We start from the raw sequence: 4080 nt of genomic DNA, 5'->3' as shown, positions 1-4080 counted from the left end.
AGCAGGAGGGACCGCGCGCGCATCACGACTTCTTTCGCGTGTCGATGCGCAGCTCGACCGACATGCCGGGGCGCAGCCGCGCCGCCTCGGCCTGGCCGGGATCGACCGACACGCGCACGCCGATCCGCTGCGGCACCTTCACGAAATTGCCGGTGGCGTTGTCGGGCTTGAGCACCGCGAATTCGGAGCCGGCGGCGGGCGCGAGCTGCTGGACATGGCCGTGCAGCTCGGCTCCGCCCAGCGCCTCCACCGTGAAGATGGCCGGCTGGCCGGGCGCCATGCGCGCGGTCTGCGCTTCCTTGTAGTTGGCGATGATCCAGCGATCTGCGGGCACGAGCGAGAGGAGCTGGACGCCGTTGGTGACATATTGGCCGAGCCGCACGCCGATCTCGCCGGTCTGGCCGTCCTCGGGCGCGCGGATCACGGTGTTGCCGAGATCGATCTCGGCGAGGCGGAGCTGGGCGCGGGCGGCCTCGACCTGCGCCTCCAGCCCGCCGCGTCCGACATCGACGGTGCGGATATCCTGCCGGGCGATCTCGCCGCCTGCCTGCGACTGGCGCACGGCGGCTTCGGCCTGGGCGAGAGCGGCGACGGCCTGGTCGCGCTCGCGGCGCGAGACGGAGCCGTCGCTCACCAGATCGTCGATCCGGTCGAGATCGGCGCGGGCGCGCAGGAGCTGGGCGCGGGCGCCGGCCAGCCCTGCGGTCTGCGATTGCAGCCCGGCGGTGCGCGAGGCATGGGCCTGGCGGCTGTTCGCCAGCGCGGCGAGCTGGGCGTCGAGATTGGCCTGGGCCTGGGAGACGCGGGCGCGATAGATGCGATCGTCGATCCGCACGAGGACGTCGCCGCGCTTCACCTGCTGATAGTCGTGCGCCAGCACCTCGACCACATAGCCGCTCACCTGGGGTGCGATGCTGGTGGTGCGGCCGCGGACATAGGCGTTCTCGGTCGCCTCGGCCCCGCGATCGAAGGGCGGCAATTGCCAGGCGCGCAGCAGGATCAGTACCGCGGCGATCGCGATCGCGACGATCAGGACGGTGGCGACCGGATGCTTGACCCGGGGGCGCCAGTGCTTTGGCCCGGGATCGGCTGGCGGCGCGGGTTCGACCGTTTGCTCGGGTTCGACGGTGCGGGTGTCGCTCATTGCGTGCTTCCTTGGCGCTGGCGATAACGGGTCAGCATGATGCTGATGAACATGTAGAGCGCGACCGCGAAGGAGAGCAGGGCGACCGCGCGGAACACGTCGTTGAAGGCAAGGACCGCGGCCTCGCGCTGGAGCGCGGCATAGAGGCCGGCAACCCCCTGTTGCGAGAGGCGCGCCACCACTTGCGGATCGGAGGCGAGCAGATGCTCGGACAGCGAGCCGGCATGGGCGCGGGTGCTGATGACCTGATAGGAGCCGAGCAGCGACGAGCCGAGCAGGCCGCCGACATTCTGGCTGGCGCTGAACAGCACCAGGAAGCTGATGAGGTAATTGGGGCCGAGCTGGATCACCCGGATGAAGCCGTAGAGCAGCGCGGGGCCGATGAAGAGGCAGGTGCCGAAGCCGAGCAGCGACTGGCTGAGATAGAGTTGGGCCGGGCGGGTGAGATTGGTGGAGTTGCTGTCGATCAGCGCGCCGATGCCGATGATGACCGCCGCCGTCATCACCTGCCAGGGGATTCCCGTCGTGGTGAGGGTGAGCGCGGCGGTGGCGGTGCCGAGCGCCATGGCGACCATGACGACCGCGAACAGCAGATGGAGCTGATCGTTGTTGAGCCCGCCCGCGGTAAGCAGGCCGACCGCGCCATAGGTCTGCTCGGCCAGCGCGAAGCGGACGAGCAGCGCGATCACGGCGAAGCGCACGATATCGCGGCTGCCGAGCCAGCCGACCTGAAGGAGCGGGCGTTCGCGGTTATGCTCGATGGCGAAGGCGATGGCGAGCAGCACGACGGAGATCGCCAGCGCGACGCCGACCCAGGGCGTATCGCTCCACCACACATAGCGCCCCGCGCCGATCGCGCCGCAGAACAGGATCATGCCGGGCAGCACGAGCCCGACGGTGACGAAGTCGAGCGGCTGGAAGGCGCGGCTGCATATGCTGGGCGGCAGCGGCACCGCCCAGAGCGCGGCGATGACGGACAGCGTGAGGCCGAGCTCGAACAGATGCAGGCCCTGCCATCGCTCGACGACGAGCAGCGTGACCGGGAACATGCGCGCCAGCGGCACCGAGAATTGCGTGATCGAGATGCCGAGCAGCAGCGCGAGCGGCCGCGTCTTGGGCGAGAAGATCTGGAGCAGGTTGTAGATCGTCATCGTCGTCAGGCCGGTGGCGGCGGTGCCCGAGGCGGCGCGGACCAGCAGCGCGGTGCCGAAGCTCGGCATGGCGAGCTGGAGCAACGTCGTCGCGGCATAGGCGATCAGCAGGGCATGGGTGACGCGCGGGATGCCGTACTGGATGCGCGCGCGCACCAGCAGCAGGTTCGCGCTCGCGTTGAACGCGACATACATCGAGGAGAGCCAGGTCGCCTCCGCGACGGTGACGCCCAGGCTGCCGGCGATGTTCTGGAGATTGACGGTGACCAGCGCATTGCCGAGCGAGGCGCTGAGCCCGACCAGCAGCGCGACCCCGACATAGGCGAGCTTGCGCCACGGATGATGGGCAGGGGAATAGGGCGAGCCGGGGAACATCGGCTGCTCGGTGGGGCCGAAGCGATATTCGGCGGCGGAAGCGGCGGTGCTCATCGGCGGCGACAGGGGCGCAGGTGCGGGGAGGCTGCCGCCGAATCCAGGCGATTCCCCTGCAAGATGTTTCCCCAAAGCATCCCGATCATCCCTGCAATCCGGCGATTATGCCCGCAACGCCTTTTATGGCGCGACCGTACCGGCCCGCCATTACCCGAATGGGCACCTATGCAGAAGCGCGGCAAACTGGTCTTCCATACCAAGGTGTGGCTTGCTCAGCCGGAGGCACGATTGGCCTGCGCCGATCCGAGCCACATCCTGGGCGGGCATCCCCTGGGAGACTTTCGATGGCCCCTCCTTTCGATTTCGCGCGCACCGCGCTGCTGTTCGTGGATCCGTATAACGATTTCCTCGCCGAGAAGGGCAAGCTGTGGCCGCTGGTCGCCAAGGTGGCGGGCGCGGTGGGGCTGCACGACAATCTGCGCGCGGTGCTGGCGGCGGTGCGCGGCGCAGGGCTGCAAGTGGTGATCGTGCCGCATCATCGCTGGAAGCCCGGCGAGCTCGATGGCTGGGACCATCCCAATCCCTATATGCTCGGCGGCTATCGCCACCAGATCTTCGCGCAGGGCGAATGGGGCGGCGAATGGTTCCCCGATTTCGCGCCGCGGGAGGGCGACCTGATCTGCACCGAGCATTGGGGCAGCAGCGGCTTCGCCAACATCAACCTCGACACGCTGCTGAAGCAGAAGGGCGTGACGCGCGTGATCCTGATCGGGCTGATCGCCAACACCTGCATCGAGAGCACCGGCAAATATGCCGTCGAGCTCGGCTATCACGTCACCCTGGTCCGCGACGCGACCGCGGCGGCGAGCGAGGAGGCGATGCGCTGCGCGCACGACATCAACGGGCCGACCTATGCCCATGCGATCGTCACCACCGCCGAGCTGCTTGCGACGCTTGCCCAGGCCGAGGCCGTTTCCGCCTGAATATCGCCGCGCTCGCCAGCTTCGCCCGCAGCGGTTAGGCTGGCCTCCGCGTCCGTTCGACCTTTCGCAAAGGACAATGCCATGATCCTCGTTCTCGCTCTGCTGATCGGCGTCGTCGCCGGCCTTCGCGCCTTCACCGCGCCCGCCGCGGTCAGCTGGGCCAGCCATCTCGGCCTGCTCGCTCTCGACGGCACCTGGCTCGCCTTTCTCGGCTATCGGTTCACGCCCTGGATCTTCTCGGCGCTCGCGCTGCTCGAACTGGTGGGCGACCAGCTTCCCGCCACGCCGAGCCGCAAGACGCCGCCGCAGTTCATCACCCGGCTGGTGATGGGCGGGCCTGCGCGCCGTGCCACGGGGGCTTGTGCCTGTGCCCGTGTGCCCGGGCGGTTGGCGGGGCGGGCGGCGCGCGGTTGTGGCGCCTGCCGTGCAG

The 4080-nt window shown here is 68.9% G+C and carries 4 protein-coding genes; 2 read left to right on the top strand and 2 right to left on the bottom strand.

What is annotated here, in order from left to right:
* Window positions 1–22: 22 nt before the first annotated feature.
* Entirely contained in the window at window positions 23–1144 is a 1122-nt protein-coding gene (locus HB724_RS20215) for an HlyD family secretion protein (RefSeq protein WP_213982744.1), read from the bottom strand.
* Complete coding sequence (locus tag HB724_RS20210; protein WP_213982743.1) at window positions 1141–2724, bottom strand: MFS transporter; 1584 nt, start codon at window positions 2722–2724, stop codon at window positions 1141–1143. Before HB724_RS20210 ends, HB724_RS20215 begins: the two co-directional genes overlap by 4 nt.
* 287 nt (window positions 2725–3011) lie before the next feature.
* On the opposite strand from HB724_RS20210, the gene HB724_RS20205 reads away from it, so the two are divergent.
* Entirely contained in the window at window positions 3012–3650 is a 639-nt protein-coding gene (locus tag HB724_RS20205; RefSeq protein ID WP_213982742.1) for an isochorismatase family cysteine hydrolase, read from the top strand.
* An 81-nt stretch (window positions 3651–3731) separates the two neighbouring features.
* A partial coding sequence (locus HB724_RS20200; protein WP_213982741.1) for a DUF4126 domain-containing protein occupies window positions 3732–4080 on the top strand: 349 nt, incomplete at its 3' end.

It is taken from the genome of Sphingomonas sp. dw_22, assembly GCF_018449795.1.
Lineage (GTDB): Bacteria > Pseudomonadota > Alphaproteobacteria > Sphingomonadales > Sphingomonadaceae > Sphingomonas.
This window is presented reverse-complemented; position numbering and strand designations above follow the sequence as displayed.

Bases quoted from the DNA above. Each gene is read 5' to 3' on its own strand.
- HB724_RS20210 (WP_213982743.1), bottom strand. From the start codon at position 2,724: ATGAGCACCGCCGCTTCCGCCGCCGAATATCGCTTCGGCCCCACCGAG.
- HB724_RS20215 (WP_213982744.1), bottom strand. From the start codon at position 1,144: ATGAGCGACACCCGCACCGTCGAACCCGAGCAAACGGTCGAACCCGCG.
- HB724_RS20205 (WP_213982742.1), top strand. From the start codon at position 3,012: ATGGCCCCTCCTTTCGATTTCGCGCGCACCGCGCTGCTGTTCGTGGAT.